This is a genomic window from Pseudobythopirellula maris, assembly GCF_007859945.1.
Lineage (GTDB): Bacteria > Planctomycetota > Planctomycetia > Pirellulales > Lacipirellulaceae > Pseudobythopirellula > Pseudobythopirellula maris.
In genome coordinates this window covers 743,815-759,697 of record NZ_SJPQ01000002.1, presented here as the reverse complement: position 1 = coordinate 759,697, position 15,883 = coordinate 743,815, and the positions used below count along the sequence as shown (strand labels likewise).

13 protein-coding genes are annotated in these 15,883 nt (G+C 68.2%); 9 read left to right on the top strand and 4 right to left on the bottom strand.

Features of this window, described 5'->3' with window-relative positions; all coding sequences use genetic code 11:
- Positions 1 to 16: 16 nt before the first annotated feature.
- Together Mal64_RS10770 and Mal64_RS10765 are read left to right on the top strand one after the other, a co-directional pair.
- Positions 17 to 937: a glycosyltransferase family 2 protein gene (locus Mal64_RS10770; protein ID WP_197525649.1), complete on the top strand. Its 921-nt coding sequence runs from the start codon at positions 17 to 19 to the stop codon at positions 935 to 937.
- 16 nt (positions 938 to 953) lie between these two features.
- The gene (locus tag Mal64_RS10765; protein WP_146399949.1) at positions 954 to 2,240 is read left to right on the top strand and encodes a glycosyltransferase family 4 protein; all 1,287 of its coding nucleotides are present in this window, start codon (positions 954 to 956) and stop codon (positions 2,238 to 2,240) included.
- A 35-nt stretch (positions 2,241 to 2,275) separates the two neighbouring features.
- Here Mal64_RS10765 and Mal64_RS10760 read toward each other — a convergent pair whose 3' ends face one another.
- Positions 2,276 to 3,472 carry a glycosyltransferase family 4 protein gene (locus Mal64_RS10760; RefSeq protein WP_146399947.1) on the bottom strand — a complete coding sequence of 399 codons (1,197 nt, stop codon included), beginning with the start codon at positions 3,470 to 3,472 and terminating at the stop codon, positions 2,276 to 2,278.
- A 124-nt stretch (positions 3,473 to 3,596) separates the two neighbouring features.
- Here Mal64_RS10760 and Mal64_RS10755 point away from each other — a divergent pair, with 124 nt between their 5' ends.
- The 3 genes from Mal64_RS10755 to Mal64_RS10745 all read left to right on the top strand — a co-directional run bounded on the left by Mal64_RS10755 (position 3,597) and on the right by Mal64_RS10745 (position 6,721).
- Positions 3,597 to 4,253 (top strand): hypothetical protein, encoded by a 657-nt coding sequence (locus Mal64_RS10755; protein WP_146399945.1) that lies wholly within the window; start codon positions 3,597 to 3,599, stop codon positions 4,251 to 4,253.
- A gap of 52 nt (positions 4,254 to 4,305) precedes the next feature.
- On the top strand, positions 4,306 to 5,241 hold the full coding sequence (locus Mal64_RS10750) for a sulfotransferase family protein (RefSeq protein ID WP_146399943.1): 936 nt from the start codon (positions 4,306 to 4,308) through the stop codon (positions 5,239 to 5,241).
- A gap of 115 nt (positions 5,242 to 5,356) precedes the next feature.
- Complete coding sequence (locus tag Mal64_RS10745) at positions 5,357 to 6,721, top strand: hypothetical protein (protein ID WP_146399941.1); 1,365 nt, start codon at positions 5,357 to 5,359, stop codon at positions 6,719 to 6,721.
- Between the two features lie 22 nt (positions 6,722 to 6,743).
- Here the strand turns inward: Mal64_RS10745 and Mal64_RS10740 are convergent, their stop codons facing one another.
- From Mal64_RS10740 to Mal64_RS10730, 3 genes are all read right to left on the bottom strand, one after another.
- Entirely contained in the window at positions 6,744 to 7,376 is a 633-nt protein-coding gene (locus Mal64_RS10740; RefSeq protein ID WP_146399939.1) for a DUF4254 domain-containing protein, read from the bottom strand.
- Between the two features lie 244 nt (positions 7,377 to 7,620).
- The gene (locus Mal64_RS10735; protein WP_146399937.1) at positions 7,621 to 7,920 is read right to left on the bottom strand and encodes a (2Fe-2S)-binding protein; all 300 of its coding nucleotides are present in this window, start codon (positions 7,918 to 7,920) and stop codon (positions 7,621 to 7,623) included.
- Between the two features lie 28 nt (positions 7,921 to 7,948).
- A complete protein-coding gene (locus Mal64_RS10730) occupies positions 7,949 to 9,166 on the bottom strand; it encodes a M20/M25/M40 family metallo-hydrolase (RefSeq protein WP_146399935.1) in 1,218 nt (405 codons plus the stop codon).
- 238 nt (positions 9,167 to 9,404) lie between these two features.
- On the opposite strand from Mal64_RS10730, the gene Mal64_RS10725 reads away from it, so the two are divergent.
- From Mal64_RS10725 to Mal64_RS10710, 4 genes are all read left to right on the top strand, one after another.
- The gene (locus Mal64_RS10725; protein WP_146399933.1) at positions 9,405 to 9,989 is read left to right on the top strand and encodes an anthranilate synthase component II; all 585 of its coding nucleotides are present in this window, start codon (positions 9,405 to 9,407) and stop codon (positions 9,987 to 9,989) included.
- Between the two features lie 118 nt (positions 9,990 to 10,107).
- Positions 10,108 to 11,328, top strand: a complete 1,221-nt coding sequence (locus tag Mal64_RS10720) for a molybdopterin molybdotransferase MoeA (RefSeq protein WP_146399930.1) — start codon at positions 10,108 to 10,110, stop codon at positions 11,326 to 11,328.
- A 557-nt stretch (positions 11,329 to 11,885) separates the two neighbouring features.
- Positions 11,886 to 14,741 (top strand): hypothetical protein, encoded by a 2,856-nt coding sequence (locus tag Mal64_RS19805; protein WP_197525648.1) that lies wholly within the window; start codon positions 11,886 to 11,888, stop codon positions 14,739 to 14,741.
- A 74-nt stretch (positions 14,742 to 14,815) separates the two neighbouring features.
- Positions 14,816 to 15,883: an NAD-dependent epimerase/dehydratase family protein gene (locus Mal64_RS10710; RefSeq protein WP_146399928.1), complete on the top strand. Its 1,068-nt coding sequence runs from the start codon at positions 14,816 to 14,818 to the stop codon at positions 15,881 to 15,883.

The following is a 15,883-nucleotide window of genomic DNA, read 5'->3' as shown; positions in this document are numbered from 1 at the left end:
CCAACGACACACCGCCGTGCCGCTGTTCTCCGTTGTCATCCCGACCTACAACCGCGAGTCGCTCGTTGCCGCGACGCTCGACAGTGTCTTTGCGCAGGAGCTGCAAGACTTCGAGGTGATCGTCGTCGACGACGGCTCGAGCGACGCGACCCTCGACATCGTGCGCGACTACGGCGACCGGGTGAAGATCTTCGAGCAAGACCACAAGGGCTGCGCGGCGGCCCGCAACCTCGGCGCCCGCGAGGCGACGGGCGAGTACCTGGCTTTCCTCGACAGCGACGACCTGTGGCGCCCTTGGGCCTTGGCAACGGCACGGCGTGTGATCGAAGAGGCCGATCGCCCGGCGATCGTGGCCGTCGCCCTGGCGCCGTTCTTCGACGAGTCCGAGGTCGCCCAATGGAGCAACGAGCCGCTCCGGTACGAGACCGGCAAAGACTTCTTGGGCGACGCCCTGCGGCTCGGCTTTGCGATGGGGGTGGCCCACACCGTTTGTCGCCGCGAGGCGTACCTCGCCTGCGGCGGTTGTGTTGAGAGGAACGTCAACGGCACCGACAGCGACGTGCTCCTACGAATGGGGGTCGCCCCCGGCTTCGCAAGGATTTACGCGCCGCCGATGCTCGCCTACCGCCAGCACGGCAGCAGCGTGATCGGCAACCCGGTGATGGCGCACGCTGGCGCCGTGATGCTCCTCGACCACGAGGCTACGGGGGAGTACCCCGGCGGCGAGGCGCGTCGCCGCCAGCGGTGGGAGCAGGTGCTCCGCCGTGTCCGCGCGGTGAGCCTCCGCTGCCTGCGGCAAGGACGCGCGGACCTGGCGCTCGACCTCTACCGGCGGACGCTCGGCATGAACGTGTCGCTCGGCAGGGCTCGTTATTTGCTGCTGTTCCCGCTGCTGTACGCCGTCCCGCCGCTGCGCCAACTCACCCGCCGCGTTTGACCCCCGCCCCGCAGCTATGCGCATCTTGACGATCTGCCGAGACCTGGGCCGCGGCGGCACGCAACGCGTCGCGCAGACGTTGTCGCTGGAGTACCACAAGGCGGGGCACGAGACCGGTCTGCTGGCGATCGACGCGGGGGGCGTCCGCGAGAAGGCGTTGCACGAAGCCGGGCTGCCGGTGTTTGTCGGGGGCGAGAACGCGGCCCTCGAGGCGGCGCTCGGCCAGGCGGACCGCTTCGGCCCCGATGTGATCCACATCCACCGCCCCGGTATGGCCAACGCCAAAGAGGGGGCGGTGATGCGGCGCCTGAAAACAGCCAATCGCCGAGTGGTCGAGACCAGCCACTTCGGCCGCGCCGACCATTCGCTCGACGGCGAGCTGATCGACGCCCACCTGCAGATCAGCCGCTGGTGCCTGTGGCGTTGGCGCCGCTGGGGGGGACGCGCTTTGCGCAACAAGCCGGCGGCCGTGGCGCCCAACCCGGTCGACGTCGAACGGTTCCGCCGTGCGCCGGCCGAGCAAATCGCCGCATTCCGCCGCGACGAGCTCGGCCTGCCCGAGAACGCCTTCTTGTGCGGGCGCATCGGCCAGGCGTTGCCCGGCAAGTGGAGCCCCGCGTTGCTCGAGTCGTTCGGCGCCCTTCTCGAGGAGTGCCCCGAAGCCCGGCTGCTCGTCATCGGAATGCCCGAGACTGCCCGCCAGGAACTGGCCGCGGCGCCGGCGAAGATCCGCGAGCGGTTCATCGAGCACCCGCTCGTCGACAGCGACGAGCGGCTCTCGTTGCTGTACTCGTCGTTCGACGTGTTCTTGCACGCCGCGACGATCGGCGAGACGTTCGGCCTCGTGCTGGCCGAGGCGATGCTGTGCGGCTGCCCGCCGCTGACGATGAACACCCCGCCGCGCGACAACAGCCAATCCGAGATCGTCCAGCACGGCGAGGCGGGGCTCGTGGCGCTCTCGGCGGGGGATCTGCCGCAGGCGCTCCTCGAGGCTTACCGCGACGACGCCTTGCGCACGCGGCTGGCGGCCCGCGGTCGTGAGTCGATCGTCGAGCGTTTCGAATCGAGCCGGGTTGCAGCGCTCATCCTGCGAGCGCTCACGCACGCCGTCGATTCGACCGATCGGGCCGACCTCGCTCGCCGCTTCGAGGGCGACCCCGATCTCACCACGCGCATCCCCAACGCCGAGGTCCGCCGCACGCTGCGCAATGGGATCGGATCGCCCGCCGCGCTCGACCTGCTTAAGTTACGGCTCGTGACGCAGCCGACGCTCTACCGTTTGCTGCGCGCCGTGCGGGGCTGACCCACGCCGAGGCCGCGGCTGCCGAGCGGCGGGTCTCACGACTCGATCCCGACGCTCCGCAACGCTTCGCGGAGCCCCTCGACCGGGTCGCCGTTGCGGCGCCAGGCGTCGAGGACTTCGGCCGAGGCGGCCTTCATGCGGTCGGTGTTCTCGGCCGCGGTGACTTCGAGCAACGCGTCCTTCAGGGCCTCGCCGTTGTCGCGGGGGATCACGCGGCCGTTGACGCCGTCGCGCACCAGCTCGGCGGCGGCGCCAACCGCGTCGGTCGCCACGATCGCCATGCCCGCGGCCGCCGCCTCGTTGACGACCAGCGCCCACGGCTCGTAGCGGCTCGGCAAGGCGAGCACGTCGCTCGCCCGGTAGATCTTGCTCACGTCCTGCTGTTCGGCCACGAAGCCGGTCCACACGACGCGGTCCTTGAGCTCCGGCGGCACGGCGGCCGCGAGTTCGCTGCGCAGCTCGCCATCGCCCAGGATCACGAGGTCCCAGTCGGGCCGCTCCGCGGCGAGCGCCACGAAGGCCTCGATCAGCAGGTCGACGCGCTTGACCTCGGTGAGACGCCCGCAGTAAACGATGCGCCGCCGGCCCTCGGCCAAGCCGTAACGCTGGCGGGCCTCGTCGATCTCGGCGTCGGTGAGCCCCCAAACCTGACCGTAGTCAGGCTCGTAGGGCGAGATGAACACCCGGCTGGGGTCGGCGCCGTAGTGCTCCCAGTATTCCTTGCCCAGCCTGCCGCAGGCGAAGCAACCGGCGGACCAGGCGACGACCTTCGGCACGTAGAGGCGTTTGATCGCTTGGGTGAGGGCCCCGCCGCGGTGGGCGGAGTTGATGTTGCTGTCGCCCCACAAGAAGCACGGCACGCCGTGGCGCCGGCACCAGCGGATCGTGCGCAGCCGGCCGGCGTCGTTGTAGCCGTTCATCACGACCGCGTCGGCCCGCTCGCGCTCGAGCGTGTCGATGACCCGCCCCCCCTTGCGCCACTCGCGCAACTGGCCGGCCGAGCCGCGGTCGCCGTCGCTCACGTCGACCAGCCCGATCGACTCGGGGAGCGACACGCTCCAGTCGCGGGTGGCGTCTTGGTGCGTGTTGATCGTCAGCAGCCGCACCCCCTCGAGCTCCGAGGCGAAACGCCGGTGGGCGTGCAGCCGGTAGGGGGGGAGCGTGTTGCAGACGATCGCGACGGTCTTCTCCCGGCGGTCTGCCGAGGAGGCTATCGTGGCGTGATTCGTCATACGCGGGGGCGGGGGGTCGCCGGGGGTCTTCGTGCGGTGAAGAATACTATACTAGAGTCTTGTCGCGGATCTTCCGAGGACCTCCGCAGACGACGACCGACCCACCCGCCGGCTAAGGACTCCATTGGACCAAGACGCAGAACCCGCAGAACTGCCCCAACCGGCCGCGGCCGAGGTCGCGCTGGCCGAATTCGAGATCGCCGAACCGGTTACGCTCTCCGGCTTGGCCGCGGACCTGATGCGCCACGCTCCGCCGCGGCTGGGTCGTGGTTGGTGCCGGTACGGGTTGGGCCTCGCCGCGGCGGCGCTGCTCTCCTCGGGGTTCCACATGGTCGCTGCCTACCGATTCGGGGCTTTTTTCCACCGCTGCAAGCTCTACCCGCTCAGCTTCCTGGTCGAGAAGTTCATTTTCCACTGGTACTACTGTGTGATCCCCTCGAGCGTGAAGATTGGCCCCGGCCTGTGGGCGCCGCACCCCCTGGGGATCGTGCTCAACAGCCGCGCGAGGCTCGGAGCGGGGGTCTACCTGCGACAGCACGCCGAGATCGTGCACGTTTGGGAGAGCGACGACGTCTGCTCGGGCGTGGTCGGCGACCGCGCGCAACTCAACAGCGGTTGCATCTTGGTCAAGGGAGGCGTCGTGGGGCACGACTCGATCGTGGGGGCACGCGCCGTGGTCAACAAGCCGGTGCCGCCTGGGCACGTCGCTGTCGGGGCCCCGGCGAAATCGAAGCCGATGCGCCCCGAGCAGTTCCTCGACCGCACGCCGCGCTGGGTTTAGCCCTCGCGCCGATCGCCAACGCCTCTGTCTTTCGAACCCGAGACCCCTCGCCATGCAACCCCAGCCGCGCCTGCCCGAGCTGCTCATCATCGGGGCGATGAAGTCCGGCACAACAAGTCTGTACATGGACTTGGCGAACCTCGGTGCGGTTTTTCTCGCCGAGAACAAGGAGCCGCACCACCTGTGTGACGACCGCGTGCTCAGCGAGGAGGGGCGGCAGGAATACGCCGATATTTACCGTGGCGCCTCTCCCGACACGCCGCTCTGCGACGCCTCGACCGGCTACACCAAGTTGCCCGACCAGCCGGGAGTCGCGTCGCGGGCGTTGGCCGTGCTTCCCGATGGCTTCAAGGCGATCTACGTTGTCCGTCACCCGGTCGAGCGCGCCCTGAGCCACTACCGTCACGACCACGTGGCGCGGACCGTGGGCGACGACATCGATGCGGAGCTCCGCGTTCACCGCCGGTATGTCGACTACAGCCGCTACGCGATGCAGCTCGCCCCGTGGCTCGAGGCGATCGGGCCCGAGCGTGTTCTGGTCGTGCGTTTTGAAGACTACACCGAGCGCCGCCAGGAGGAGTTGGCGCGCATCAGCGCGTTCTTGGGTCGTGAGCTCGACACCGAGTCGAGCCGCCAGAAGGCCTACAACCAGTCGCAGCGCAAGCCACGCCGCAACCGTTTCTGGGACGCGGTCCACGGCAGCTCGCTGTACCGACAGGGGTTGCGGCGGCTGGCGCCGCTGAGGCTGCGTCTGTGGGCCTACCAGCTGCTGCTGCCCAAGGCCGACCCACCCGCGGCGCCGCCGAGCGAGGCGACGCTGCGTTGGCTGCGAGCAGAGCTATCGGACGACGCGGCGGAACTGGCCGCCATGCTGGGGCGTCCGACGCTGTGGGACGATCTGGCGCCCCCAGCCGATAGCGCCGCCGATAGCGCCGCGGCCGGCGGAGCAACGGCCTCCCGTAGCGATGGGGCGTCGCAGTCGGTGTGACCGCTATGATCGGACCGCCCGAGCGAGCGGTAGCGGATCGCCTCTCTCCCAACCGTGTCGTAGGATTCAGGGTTCCCCACTACGCGCACCTACTGAACACGACTGCGTTCTGACCATGAGTGACCTGCTGGCGCCCTGTTTTTTGCTGCTCGCCCTAGGGCTGCTTGCGCTGATGGTCTATCAGGGCCTCAAACGCCAGGTGGAGCTGCTCAGCGTGCGCAACTTGTACCTGGGTGGCTTTATTGTCTATCAGCTCTACAACCCGGCGGTGGTGGTCAGCACGCAGATGACCGGCATGTTCCAGGTCGAGCGGATCAACTCGGCCGCTTCGGTGCTCCTGGGGTACGCCTGCGTGTTTATCCCTTGCTTCCTGATCGCCTACCACTACGGCGTGGGCTTCAAGTGGCTGGCGCGTAAGATCAGCCCGAAGGCGACCGATTCGTCTGACTACCTGCTGCTCACGCTGTCGCTCTGCATTAGCGGAGCGGTGATCCTGATCCGTCTCGCTCCGCCGATCCCCGTGATCTCGTCGGTCCTCTACCACCTCTCGATCGGCCTCGCGGCGATCGCGTGTGGCATGATCGGATGGGTGTGGGCAAAGCGGTCGTTTAATCCGCTGGTCGTGGCGGTCGGCTTGCTGGTGTTCAGCATTTGCATGGGCGTGGCGATCTGGGGCGCCTTTGGCAGGCGTTCGATCCTCGCCGTCGGATTCGGGCTCGTGTGGGGCGTCTATTACCGCTACGGCCGCAACCTCAACCCGCTGCGGGTGCTGATCTGGACTTCGCCGATGTTGCTGGCCACGCTGCTGGTCGTGTCGGCATTCACGGCGATGCGCGGCGAAACCCGCGCCGAGGGATGGAGCCTCTCTCAGACCTTCAAGTCGATGACCCAGTCAGACGCCAGCTCGGGCGCCAAGGACGTGCTGAGCGGGCAGACCTGCGGTTCGGCGGCCATGTGGTGCGTGGAAAACTACCCACGACCCAACGAGATGCGCCACCTGTTTTCACTCCGTCAGATGGTGATCCAATTCGTCCCCCGCATGATGTGGGAGGACAAGCCCAAGCCATTGGCGAACGACCTGGCGTCCCTCGCCCAGATCCAGGGGGTCGACCACAGCAAGATCACGCTGCCGCCAGGCGTGCTAGGGTACGCCGCCGCCGAGGGGGGCATCTACGCCGCGATTGTTTACGCGGTATTCTTCGGCGGGTTTGTGCGGTTGTTCGACGAGCTCATCAGCCTGAATATCGACAACCCGTACATCGTGCTCGCGACCGGGTCGTGCTCGGGTCACTTCCTCGGGTTGGCGCGGGGCGATATCGCGAACTTCACGATCAACATCGTCGTGACGTTCGTCGGCTCGCTGCTGATCCTGTACGTGCTCAGCAAGCTGCTAGGCAAGCCGGTGCAGCGCTACGCGCCGCAATGGTCGCATCCGGCGGGCCATGCCACGAGCCGCCACTACCAACACCACGACGGCTGACGCCCCCTGTGGGTTGGCCCCGTCAGCCCGCTTTGCGGGCCGCGCCGTTCAGGTACGGGTTGAGCGTCGGGTCATTGTACATCTTCATCTGGCGGTAGACCTTCAGCAGCTTGCGGCCGGCGAAGATGTCTTCGAGCAGCTCGGTGAGCGAGTGGGCCAGATCGGCCGCCTGCTCCTCGCAGCGGGCGAGTTTCGTGCGGACCTTCTCCACGTGCGCCCGGTCGACGCCGTCGCGGCTGAGCTCTTCCTCCAGGTGGAATACACGGAGCGACATGATCGACAGCCGGTCGACGGCCGAGCCGGGGGTCTCGGTGTTGAGCCGCGCTCCTTCGACGGGCTCGACGCCCCACGCGCCGAGCGAGCCGATCAGCGTCTCGTCGATGCGCTCGATCCAGTCGTTGCGCTGCTGATTGAAGCCGTCGATCGCGCGCTTGACCTGGGCGATCCGCTCGTCGGTTACGTCGCGGCGCCGGGCCACGTCTTCCTCGTGCCACAGCTGGTAATTGAACTGGTGCTGCTGGCAGGCAACCGAGAGCAGGCCGGTGTACGGGTTGTCGAGCGGGTGCTGGCGCCCGTCGAGCACGTGCCAGCGCACGACGGCTTCGGCCTGGAGTTCGGTGATTTGGCGCACCAGCACGGCGGCGTCGAGCGTCATCGGGGGAGTCCTTTCCCAAGCGTGTCGGTAAATACGGGGTGGGCTTATAGAGGATTCTCGCCCAGCGAGCCAAGCCTGACTTGCCGCGATTTGCAGAGCCCCCGCAGCTCCCCATGCCAAAAGAGGGCGAGCCGGGGGCGTAAGCCCCCGCTGTGCTAGCAGCACACGGCGGTGCGCTGAAGACACCGGGGGCTTACGCCCCCGGCTCGCTGTTTTCTTGGGGCGAGGCGCTTACTTGACGCTGCTACTCGATCGGCGTGGCGCCGGGCGGCGGGGCGCCGCCGCCTTGGCGGACGTAGTCCGCCCGCTCCGCGGCGTACGCCTCGGGCGTCGGCAGTTCGGCGGCCGTTTCCGCCCCTGACGTACTAGCACAGTGGGCCTCGAAAAGCCGCCGCAGGAACGGCCGGCACCAGCCGCAGCCCGTGCCGGCGCCGTGGCACTCGGAGAGCTGCGAGGCGGCCCGCACCCGCTCGACCCGCAGGTAGTTCTCCACCTTGCGACGCGAGACGTGGAAGCAGAGGCAGAGTTCGTCGTCGGGATTCAAGAGAGGGGGAGGGGGCAGGGGTCGGGGGTCAGGGACTGGTCGCCAGTCGCAGGGCGATGCGCCGCGCCAAGTGGAAGTCCTTCAGGTTGAGCCGCTCGTCCACGGTGTGGATGTTCTCCTGGCCACAACCCATGGTCACGGTCGGCACGCCGTGGGCGGTGAGCCAGTTGGCGTCCAACCCGCCGTTGGCCACGGCCATCACCGGGTCCGAAACGCCGCAGCAGTGTTCGATCGCCATCGTGGCGGCGACAACCACCGGGTCGGAATCTTTCAGCCGGAACGACTCGTAGTCCTGCCGCACCTCAATGGCGACGGCGCCACGGCGTCCTTCGCTGGTCTTGAGCTTCTTGGCCGCGCGGGCGAACGCCTTCTCGATCTCCGAGACGATCCGCTTGCGGAACGCCGGGTCGTGGCTGCGGGCCTCGCCGCGGAGCTTCACGCGGTCGGTGAGCACGTTGGTCGCCTCGCCGCCGTGGAACACGCCGATGTTGCTCGTGCCGGTCTTCTTGCCCTTCTCGATGAGCCCCTGCCAGCCGTTCTCCACGAGGTCGGCGATCGCCACCGAAGCGATAGCGATGGCGCTCACCCCCTTCTCGGGCGCCATGCCGGCGTGGCTCGGGATGCCGCTCACCGTGATGTCGAGCCGGAACGCCCCGGTGGCGCCGACACGCAGCTTGGCCGAGTCCCCGCCGTCGAAGTTGTAGCCCTCTTCGGCGCCGCCGAGCTTCGAGACGGTCACGTTCTTCGCGCCGTGCAGGCCGGTCTCTTCCTGCACGAGCCACAGCAGAGTGAGCGGCAGGTGCGCCGCGCCGGTGCGGAGCAGCGCGATCGCGGTCGTGAGCAGCACGGCCGTGCCCGAGCGGTCGTCGGCCCCCAGGCCCGTGGCGGGGTCGCTGGAGGTGATAAAGCCGTTCTTCTTCACCGGCCGGGCGCCGAGGCAGATCGGCACCGTGTCGGTGTGGGCCGAGAAGAGCCGGCGGGGGCCCTTCCGCTTGCCGGGCATGCGGAGGATGGCGTTGCCGATCTCGCCGCCGTGAACACTGCGGCGGTGGGCCGTGTCGTGACTGAGCTTGCCCTCCGGCAGGCCCGCCTTCGCCAGCTCCGACGCCACGATCGCCATCACCTCCGCCTCGCAGCCGCTGCCGCCGCGGGTGGCCAAGAGCCGGGTGACCAGGTCCTCCGCCTCGCGGTCGGAGACGGCCTGTTCGAGTTCGGAGAGCGGGACCGCGGTGCCTTTTTTCGCCATGGAACGCCTGGACCTGGGGACTCGGGAAGAGGCTCTATTGGACCACGCATCGCGTAAACTTCCACCCTCACCGTGTCCGCCCTCACAATCGTTCCGCTGTGGGAGGCGTCTCCGACGCCGATGACGCGCTGCTAGCCTGATAAGCTCCGAAGCCGATATCGGCGTCGGAGACGCCTCCCACAGTCCATAGCCCACGCCCCGTTGGCTTTGCGGGCGCTGTCCCGATAAACTCACTGCCATGATCCTGATTGTCGACAACTACGATTCATTCACGTTCAACCTCGTGCAGCGGCTGGGCGAGATCGACCCCTCGCTCGACATCCGCGTGGTGCGCAACGACGAGCACACGGTCGAAGAGCTGGCGGCCATGAAGCCCGACCGGCTGATCGTCTCGCCCGGGCCCTGCACCCCGAGCGAGGCGGGCGTTTCGGTCGAGTGCGTCCAGCATTTCGCCGGCAAGCTGCCGCTGCTGGGCGTCTGCCTCGGGCATCAATCGATCGCCCAGGCGCTCGGCGCCACGATCGTGCGGGCCAAGAACCTGATGCACGGCAAGACCGATCAGATCCACTACGCCGAGGGGAGCCGGCTGCTCGCGGGCCTCGACAACCCGTTCCAGGCGACCCGCTACCACAGCCTGGTGATCGACCCCAACACGCTGCCCGATGAGCTGGTCGCCACCGCCTGGTGCGACGAGCCGCACGGCGGCCGCGAGATCATGGCCGTTGAGCACAAGGAACTGCCGCTGTTCGGCGTGCAGTTCCACCCGGAGAGTTTTCTCACGCACCAGGGCAGCCAGCTGCTGAAGCGCTTCTTAGAATTGTGAATCAGCCGCAGATCGGCGCAGATGCACGCGGATGATTTGCGTAGGACCCGCGATTCCTTGCTAGCCGATAGTCGTTTGCCTAGCGTTGTGCATCCGCGTTCATCTGCGGCTAGTTTGTATGTCGGAACTCCTCACCGTTGACGAAGCGCTCGCCCTAGTGACGGCCGAAGCCCGGTCCTTGGAGCCGCGCCGCGTGGCGCTCAAGACGGCGTTAGGTTGCCTGTTGGCCGAGGAAGCGGTGAGCGATGTCGACTCGCCGCCGCACGACAAGGCGATGATGGACGGCTTTGCGGTCGTCGCTTCGGACACGTCGGCCGAACGCGAGGTGGTCGAGACGGTCATGGCCGGCGCCGTGCCTACGGTCGCCCTCGGGCCGGGGCAAGCGACGCGCATCATGACCGGCGCCCCACTGCCGGCGGGCGCCGACGCGGTGATCCCCGTCGAGCGGAGCGAGACGCTCGGCGAGGGCCGGGTCCGGTTCTTGGGTCCCACGATCGCCGCGGGCAAGCACGTGATGCGCCGCGGCGAGTCGGTCGCGGCGGGCGATGTGGTGGTCGCCGAAGGCGCGCGGGTGCGGCCGATCGAGATCGCCGTGCTGGCCGAGGCGGGTTGCGCCGAGCCGAGCGTGGTCCCCGCCCCGCGGGTTGCGGTGCTCTCGACCGGCGACGAGCTCGTGGGCGCCGACCAGAAGCCCCGGGCGGGCCAGATCCGCAACTCGAACGGCCCGATGCTCGTCGCCGCGGTGCGCGACGCGGGCGCCACGCCGCTCGACCTTGGCGCCGCGGTCGACACGCCGCAGGCCCTCCGGCTGGCGCTGGGCGCCGGCCTCGCCCGGGCCGACGTGCTGCTGCTGAGCGGCGGCGTGTCGGCGGGCGACAAAGACCTGGTCCCCGGCCTGCTGGCCGAACTCGGCGTGCGCAAGGTCTTCCACAAAGTCGCCGTCAAACCGGGCAAGCCGCTCTGGTTTGGCGTTCGCGACGCGAGCGAGAACGACCCCTCGGGGGCCGGCCACCGCTGCTGGGTCTTCGGCCTGCCGGGCAACCCGGTGAGCAGTTTGGTCGGTTTCTCGCTGTTTGTCCGCCCGCTGCTCGCCGCCCTGGGGGGCGCCCCCTTCGTGCAGCCCGCCACGGCGCCGGTGCGGCTCGCCAGGGCGTTCTCGCAGCCGCCGGGGCGTGAGACTTACCTGCCGGCCCGCGTCGATGCAGGCGTGGCCCAGGTGCTGCCGTGGCGTGGCTCGGCTGATATCGCCGCTTTGGCGGGGGCGAATGCTCTGTTGCGAGTACCCGCAGCGGGAGGCGAGTTCGCTGCTGGCCAACAGCTCGACGCGCTGCTGATTTAGGCCGCAGCCGCCCGCCCGCCGTTCGCCTCGAACCGCGTTGCCCGGCTACGGCCAGGCGCGAAGAGTCCCCAGGGCGGAATAATGCCCCGTGGGGGCGGCGAACCGTCATCACAGGAACAACCGGCACGCGCCGGGCTCGAGACGCGTTAGAGGCAATTCCCATAGGGACTTACGTCGCGTCAAAAGCTTGACAGTTCGGCAGCAGCGTGGCGAAAATGGGACGACCGGGCGGGGTTTGACGGCCCCCTCGGTGGGGCGCCCTCCTCCGACCTCGCCCCGCATGGCGTTAACCGCCGCACGCCGTTGGCGTCGCGAGTCGCCCCGCCCGTTAAGAACCCGTCATTGAGAACAGAGAACAACCGAGGCCAATTTCTATCCGTCGCTGGGGGTCTACGAGGACCAACGGCGAGCGTGTGGTGGGAAAGTGTCTCTTTAGCCGCCGTTGCGCCGCAGCTTGTGTATTTCGCCTAAACTGCGGCGAGCTGACCCCCGACGAACACGACCCCCCCGGCCAGCCAGTAATCCTCTGGCGAGCCTTACGAAGGAGTTCCCCCGCGATGCGTCGCAATTGCCACTTTTTCAACGACCTGACGCTCGCCCCCCTGACGCTGGCTCTCGCCGCTGTGGCGTTGATGGCCGCCCCCCAGGCGGCCCGCGCTGCGGTGAACTGGGAAGGCGATGTCCGGCCGGTCGGCACGACCTTTGGCGTCATCACGATCGACGAGGATAACGATTTCATCGCCGACGTGCTCGACGATCAAGGCAACAACGTCTTCGACTTCTTGGTCGACCCCAACGACCCGGACGGCGGCAACGGCAACGGGCTGGCGTGGGACGATCCAGACGTGTGGGTCGACTACGAGACGACCCAAAACATCCTGGTCGGCTACACCGGACAAGGCTCGCTCGAGATCAACGCCGGCAGCGCGCTGCGGTACCAGCACCTGGTCCTCGGCGGCGCCACCGGGGAAAACAGTGAGCTGGAACTCGGCACCCTTGGTGACAACGACTACGAGTTCCAGATGGACATCGTGATGGCCGCTCAGGGCGGCACGTCGGCGCCCAGCTCATCGGGTATCGGCTACATGACGATCACCGGCGCGGGCAGCGTTTTCAACAACGATTACAACGTGATCCCCGGCGAGTACCAATCGGCGCTTAATTTCACCGCAGGTGACCCACTCGACACCTTGGTGCTTACGACCCCCGACGTCTCGGAGCGGCAGCAGGTCGAGAACGCTGACGGCTACGACGTACACGTTGGCCTGCTCGGCAGGGGCGTGCTCACTGTCAACGCCGGCGGTCGCATGGAGATCCAAGACGCCCTGTTCTTGGGCCTCGGCGTTGGCGCCAACGGCAAGGCGTTCATCGATGGTTCCGACACCTACGTGGCCGCCTATGGCCGTGACGAACTCGACGATGATGGCGTATCGACTCCCGCCACGCAGCTCCCGTCGGTGATCGGTGGTTTTGGCAAGGGAACGCTCACCATCACGAACGGCGCCATGGTCGAGATGTTCAACGGCGCCGGAGTCGGCACGTGGCTGACCGATGCGGCCGGCAATCCCGAGGTGCCGCAGATCGCGAATCCCCAGACCGTGGGCGAGGGCGTCGTCGAGGTCACCGGCCCCGGGAGCACTTGGAATGTCTACGTCACTTCCGCCCCCACCGGCGCGAACGCATTCACCGGCAACCGGACCGCGCTCGCTATCGGCGAATCGCCGGTCAGCGGTGATTCCGATCCCGGCTCGCTCGGCACGGGGCGCCTGACGATCGGTCTGGGCGCCGAGGTCAACGTGCTCCACAACCAAAATTATGAGAACACCCAGGAGAGCAACGCCAACATGTGGGTCGCCGACAAGGGCGTGGTGACGATGTCGGGCGGCGATTTGAACGTGACCAACGAACTCGTGAACCTTGGTGAGTTCAGCGGCTACGGCGACATCAACGCCAAGTACCTGTTCAACGGAGCGACCGGCTCGGCCGTGGGGTCGATCGCCGCCAGCACACAGCCGGGTGAGACGCTCCGCATCGTGGTGCAGGACAGGGTGGACGGCAACTCTCCCCGCGACGATTCGACCCCTACCGGCTCGTTCTACAACCTCGGCGATGTGTCGGGCAATCTGAGCGTCGACGTGGTCAACGGCTTCTACAACGACGGCTCGCTGCGGGCCAACGGCACAATCACCTCCGGCACGTTCTACAACGGCTCGCTCGGCGAGGTGGTCGTCTCCGCGGATCAACACCTGCGGCTGATCGCCGCCGACGACGACGCCTCGCCTCGCCTGAGCACCGCCGACGCGATCCTGTTCGACTCACTCGACGCCATCCTCTCGGACGACGAAGACGGCGACGGCGAGATCGACGGCTCGCGTCGTGACTTCTTCCAGGCGAACCTCGGCAAGATCGAGGTCACCGGCGGCGAGTTCGAAACCGGCAACATCCAAGACGCCTTCCCGGTGGTCACCACGCCGCTCGAGCAGAAGTTCTGGAACGCCCGCGTTGTGGAGCTCGACAGCTCCGTCGATCCGGTCGCCAAGGTAGGGGAGGTGGTCGGCGTGATCACCGGCCGCGACGCCACGCTGCGGTTCGAGTCGGGGCTCTACAACACCGGCGTGATGCAGCTAGTGAGCGGCGACAACATCATCTCCGGCGACGTAATGAACGCCGGCTACGATTACGACAGCGACGCCGATCCGGTCGTCGACGTGCTTGTCCAAGAGGGCGTGATCTTGGTGACCGGCAACGAGACCACGGCGACCTTCCAGGACAACGTGATGAACGGGCCCGACGCGGTCTTCGCCATCGGCCCGAACAACGTGTCGGTGACGATCGACGGCGACTTCCAGAACCAGGGCGAGCTGCAGTTTATCTCCGAGTCGCCCTCGACGCTGACCACCTCCTCGTTCTACGTGGCGGGCGACGCCGACGTGGGCGGCACGCTGTTCTTCTCGTTCGCCACGGGTGAGACCGCGGCCCCCGGCTTCGCCACCTCGCTGCTGAGCGCCGGCGGCGACCTGAGCGAAGATAGCTTCTTCACCGGCTTCGACCTGCCCGCCCTGGCGGTGGGCGACTTCTGGGAGGTGACCTACGATTACGGCCTCGATCAGATCCTGCTCGGCGTGGTCTCCGCGCCTTCTGCCATCGGTGGCGACTTCGACGGCAACGGCATTGTCGACGACGCCGACATCGCCATCTGGAGCATGAACGTCGGCATCCTCAGCGGGGCCTCGATCATCCAGGGCGACGCCGACCTCGACGGCGACGTCGACCTCGACGACTTCGCGGTGATCATCGCCCAATTCGGCGGGGCGCCGACGATGGTGTCGCTGGCCGCGGCGGTTCCCGAGCCCGCCTCGTGCCTGCTCGCCTTGCTGGCGGCCTGCGGCCTGATCGGTCGCCGCCGCCGCTGAGGCTCGCGGCGATGAACGACCGGCCCAGCGGCCGGGGGCGCCTGCGGCCGAGCCGCCGGGGTAAAACCTAGGGCGTGTCCGCGCCGCATACGCATCCCGACAGCCCCGCCACGCCTCCCGATGGGCCACGGCCTCATGGGATTTCTCTGGTCACCGGGGCCAGCGGATTCATCGGGCGGCGGCTTGTCGAGCGGCTCGTCGAGCGTGGCGACGAGGTGGCGTGCCTCGTGCGGAGCTCGTCGAGGACCGAAGGTCTCGAGCGGCCCGGCGTGCGGCTGGTGCGGGGCGACGTGACCGACCCGCCGAGCGTCGCCGCGGCGCTGGAAGGGGTGGGCGCCGTTTATCACCTGGCGGGCAAGACACACGCGTTGTCGCTCGCCGACTTCCTCGCCGTCAACGAGGCGGGGGTGCAGAACGTCTGCCGCGCGGCGGCGGAGCGGTCGGCGCCGCCCGTGGTGGTGGTTGTCAGTTCGCTCTCGGCCGCGGGCCCCTCTGCCTCGGCGGGGGCGCTGGCTGAGAGCGTCGCCCCGGCGCCGGTTTCGGATTATGGCCGTAGCAAGCTCGCCGGCGAGCGGGCCGCCCGCGAGTCGGCCGCCGCGGCGCCGATTACCATTGTCCGTCCGCCGGTGGTTTTTGGGCCAGGCGACCGCGACGGCTTGGTGATGTTCCGCGCGATCCGGCGCTGGGGCGTTCACCTGGCCCCTCAGCTCGACGGGGTGCCACTCTCGCTCGTGGCCGCGGACGATCTGGTTGACGCGCTGCTGCGCGCCGCCGAGCGTGGCGAACGGATCGCCTCCGCGGGTCCGCCCGGCCAGGGCGTGTACCACGTGGCGGACCCGCAAGTCTCTTCCTACGCCGAGATGGGCCGCCTGGCGGCCGACGCCATGGGGCGCCGGGTTTGGGTGCTGCGACGCCGGAAGTACCCGTTCCTGCTGCCGGCGATGGCGGGCGACTTGCTCGCGAGGCTGCGCGGCAAGCCGTCGATCGTGGGCATGGACAAGCTGCGCGAGGCGACCGCCCCGGGGGGCTGGGTCTGCTCGTCACAGAAGGCGATCGAAACGCTCGGCTGGGCGCCCGCCGCCTCGCTAGAAGAACGCTACCGACAAACGGCCGAGGCCTACCGCGCGGCGGGCTGGCTGTGA

Coding starts and splice junctions, on each gene's coding strand:
- Mal64_RS10745 (WP_146399941.1), top strand. CDS start 5,357: ATGAGTGACCTGCTGGCGCCCTGTTTTTTGCTGCTCGCCCTAGGGCTG.
- Mal64_RS10725 (WP_146399933.1), top strand. CDS start 9,405: ATGATCCTGATTGTCGACAACTACGATTCATTCACGTTCAACCTCGTG.
- Mal64_RS10740 (WP_146399939.1), bottom strand. CDS start 7,376: ATGACGCTCGACGCCGCCGTGCTGGTGCGCCAAATCACCGAACTCCAG.
- Mal64_RS10750 (WP_146399943.1), top strand. CDS start 4,306: ATGCAACCCCAGCCGCGCCTGCCCGAGCTGCTCATCATCGGGGCGATG.
- Mal64_RS10720 (WP_146399930.1), top strand. CDS start 10,108: ATGTCGGAACTCCTCACCGTTGACGAAGCGCTCGCCCTAGTGACGGCC.
- Mal64_RS10730 (WP_146399935.1), bottom strand. CDS start 9,166: ATGGCGAAAAAAGGCACCGCGGTCCCGCTCTCCGAACTCGAACAGGCC.
- Mal64_RS19805 (WP_197525648.1), top strand. CDS start 11,886: ATGCGTCGCAATTGCCACTTTTTCAACGACCTGACGCTCGCCCCCCTG.
- Mal64_RS10765 (WP_146399949.1), top strand. CDS start 954: ATGCGCATCTTGACGATCTGCCGAGACCTGGGCCGCGGCGGCACGCAA.
- Mal64_RS10760 (WP_146399947.1), bottom strand. CDS start 3,472: ATGACGAATCACGCCACGATAGCCTCCTCGGCAGACCGCCGGGAGAAG.